Raw genomic sequence first — 3,266 nt, forward strand, 5'->3', positions numbered from 1 at the left:
TGAGGGAAATGACACTGCAGAACAACTGGATAAATTAGATATGTATCGTGAAATGTTGCCAAGAGAGTATGCATGGTCGGAAGTTGAAAATATCAGAGTGTCGGAAAATGTGCTAAGGGAAAAAGAAGGTCTGACACCACTAACGATAGTTGAAGGCTTTGAGACATATGCGGATTTTCTTGAAGATGATTAGACAAGTTCAAGTCTCCTGATTGGAGACTGAAGCTAAGCTAGCCCAATTCCAATTTAACCTTAACTTAACGGTTGTTTTTGCCCATCCCCCGATATGGTTCAAAGTTAGATCTAATATTCCATACTCTCTTAGATCACCATTTGGTAGCAACGGTACGGTTTCGTACGCTAAGGTTTTTCCGTCCGATAATTCATAACATAGTGGACAGCTTAATATACTCTGTATCAACTATCTACTAAATCGTTTATATTAACTAAATAGACAATAATTATACTTTTCGATTTAGTAGACATATATGAGAAAATTTGGATACGCACGAGTATCAACTAGCCAACAATCACTAAAACTCCAAAAACAAGCTCTTGAAGCTGAAGGTGTTAAACCTTCTAGAATATTTTCTGACGTTGGTAGCAGATCTAATATGGACAGAGAGGGTTTGAACCTTTTACGAGTTAAAGTAGAAGAAGGTGATCTTGTTTTAATTACGCGATTAGATCGTTTAGGTAGTGATACTGCCGATATGATCAAACTAATTAAAGAATTTGATAAATCTGGTATTGCAATCCGTTTTATTAAAGAAGGACTTAGCACTGAAGGAACTATGGGAAAAATGGTCGTTACTATATTAAGTGCTGTTGCAGATGCAGAACGCGAGCGTATATTAGAACGAACAAATGAAGGTCGTTTAGATGCCATGGAAAAAGGAGTAAAATTTGGCCGTAAACGTTCCATTGATAGATCGAAGCTACTTCAGCTTCATAATGACGGAATTGGAGCTACGGGCATTGCTAATGAATTAGGCATAGGTCGTTCTACTGTTTATAAGATACTTGATGAAGAAAAACAAAACAAAACTTAACAATTTATGCTAATGCCAATTTCGCGGGGATGCCCCCCTAAAAGGGATTTGAAGTCCAATGGTTCGAAAGATTACTCTAAGGAAATACGATTCAGAATATCACAGGCCACAGGCCATTACATATTACCAATATTGACCTAATTATTATCGAAATAACAATCCGGTCATGAAGTACTGGTCTTGACCGCTTCAAAGGTAGTGTTCAAAAATATGTGTTATTTCAGTAAAATATATTAAAACAGTAATGACACATGACAAATACATTTAACTTTAATGATGCAGCTAAAGATCTACAGGCAGGTAAAAAACTTAATGGTCAAGGCGGTGTATTGACATCTCTTATCAAGCAGTTAACCGAAGCGGCACTTCAAGTAGAGATCGAACAACGCCTGGATAACGACCAGCAGCCTAATTGAAAAAATGGCTCTAGCACTAAAACCGTAAAGTCAGCTGTCGGGAGTGCGTATTCCGGTGAAGGTGAACACTGATTCCCGCTGTATTTCACGTTAGGCCGGAATATGCAGGGAGCTTTGGGCTTAATACCCTAAGATATCGTAGCGGTAGTTTTGAATCTCAACTGGTTAAAAAAATCAAACCACACTCTTAGATGAAATTGATGAAAAAATACTTTCCATGTTCAGTATGGGTATGAGTTATCGTGATATTCATAAGCACATTGATTATTTTTGCCCATTCCCCGATATGGTTCAAAGTTAGATCTAAGATTCCTATACTCGCTTTCCATGCTCTCTTTGAAGAGTGACCATCTCAATCATCCAATCGTTGATAAATCATAAGTGAATTATTTCAATATATAGATCTTCCACCTTGCGCGCGATCACAGTTTTATCATAAAACAATCAATTAATGTCATTGTACGCTTTACTATAACCATGTTTTAACTATGGTTATAGTGACGTTAGTGAAAAATAATTAGTGTGTACGCAGGTACTCCGTAAAAACTCGATATGTCTTTGATGGCTGAATGCATGAATGAAATGACATTTTTCATTGGGCTATTAAACAGCGAGGTAGATTATAAATCTTACGGACAGAGGTGTAAAATGATAGCACTGTATGAATTTGATATAAATACATCAACAAACAATTACCTGTCATTGCAATTTAAACCTTTGGTACGAGTTGCTCAATTAACGTCAGATTTAGCAATGTTGGTTGGTGAAAAAGTTGTTAATCCGCACAACCAAGGTATTGCTAGTGTGTTAAAAGATATTTCAGATTCCATTGAACACAATCGTTCTTATTTTGAACATTTAGATTGTAAAGAAAATGAGATAAGAAAAATATTTAAAGATTATGTAGAGGCTGTTTATGATGAAAGCATAAATAGGTCGCTCTATGACCATTTAATTGAAGCGCTGGAAACGCACCGTGAATTGTTTGATCAATAAAAAATTGAGACAAGGCGGGTTTTAAAATTATTTACTGTACAACCTGACAATCTAAATAGATAAGTAGGTTCTAATGAGTAGATGGTATGACAAATGGCCTAAGTTGGGGAAAAGATTGGACGAGTTTAAAGAAATGACTCCAGAAGCTAGGGAACCAATTTTAAACAATATAATAGATTTGTTGAAACAAGTGCAACCAAGCCTACTTGCTACAGAAAAAGCTTTTGACTTTCGTTTCGACTCTTATCGCCTGCGTTGGTATGAGCATGATCCCCATTGTTGGTTTGTCTTTAACGCATTAGAATTAGCTGATGTCGCTACTTTGGAATTAATAGAAAATTACCTCGAAAACAGATTATCCCCAAGGAAAACTGTGGGCTTGGTAAAGCGATCCGCTATCTTGATAAACAGTATGAAGGTTTAATGTATTTCTATGTGGTGCCTGGTGCCTGGTGCCTGGTGCCCAAAATTGGATAATAATTTAACATGCTTCTGGACTTAGCTCAAATTGTTCTAAACTTTATGTTATTACAGACCGTATAAGTGAGAATTGCGATGAATATGCCAGAAGTAAGCTTTTGGGTTGGCTGTAGCAGTTTAGTAATGAATCTGATTGTATTAACTACTTACAGCAAATGAGATAGCCCAATGGCTTTGTTTGTCCCTGCTGTGGAAATGAGCACCATTGTGAATTACAAACGCGACATTTGTATGAATGCCTCGACTGCCATAAACAAATCTCTTTAACGGCGGGTACTCTTTTTCATCGAAGTCATATATCACTACTTATAATGGTTCTGGG

At 36.7% G+C, this 3,266-nt stretch carries 4 protein-coding genes and 2 pseudogenes; all 6 read left to right on the top strand.

Annotation, left to right across the window (positions count from 1 at the left end):
* The coding region (locus tag G337_RS28955) for a hypothetical protein (protein WP_037028099.1) at nucleotides 1-193 on the top strand (193 nt) is incomplete at its 5' end.
* Between the two features lie 295 nt (nucleotides 194-488).
* Entirely contained in the window at nucleotides 489-1,052 is a 564-nt protein-coding gene (locus G337_RS0118860; RefSeq protein ID WP_028865248.1) for a recombinase family protein, read from the top strand.
* 251 nt (nucleotides 1,053-1,303) lie between these two features.
* A pseudogene (locus G337_RS29310) lies at nucleotides 1,304-1,733 on the top strand (hypothetical protein); the annotation flags it as partial.
* A gap of 308 nt (nucleotides 1,734-2,041) precedes the next feature.
* Entirely contained in the window at nucleotides 2,042-2,464 is a 423-nt protein-coding gene (locus G337_RS0118870) for a hypothetical protein (RefSeq protein WP_028865250.1), read from the top strand.
* A 73-nt stretch (nucleotides 2,465-2,537) separates the two neighbouring features.
* Complete coding sequence (locus tag G337_RS26750) at nucleotides 2,538-2,888, top strand: hypothetical protein (protein WP_157619393.1); 351 nt, start codon at nucleotides 2,538-2,540, stop codon at nucleotides 2,886-2,888.
* Between the two features lie 232 nt (nucleotides 2,889-3,120).
* Nucleotides 3,121-3,266: pseudogene (locus G337_RS29620) on the top strand (transposase); the annotation flags it as partial.

The organism is Psychromonas aquimarina ATCC BAA-1526 (assembly GCF_000428725.1).
GTDB classification, from domain to species: Bacteria; Pseudomonadota; Gammaproteobacteria; order Enterobacterales; family Psychromonadaceae; genus Psychromonas; species Psychromonas aquimarina.

What these genes read in the sequence shown, in the direction of transcription:
- G337_RS0118860 (WP_028865248.1), top strand. Translation starts at nt 489, where the DNA reads ATGAGAAAATTTGGATACGCACGAGTATCAACTAGCCAACAATCACTA.
- G337_RS0118870 (WP_028865250.1), top strand. Translation starts at nt 2,042, where the DNA reads ATGAATGAAATGACATTTTTCATTGGGCTATTAAACAGCGAGGTAGAT.
- G337_RS26750 (WP_157619393.1), top strand. Translation starts at nt 2,538, where the DNA reads ATGAGTAGATGGTATGACAAATGGCCTAAGTTGGGGAAAAGATTGGAC.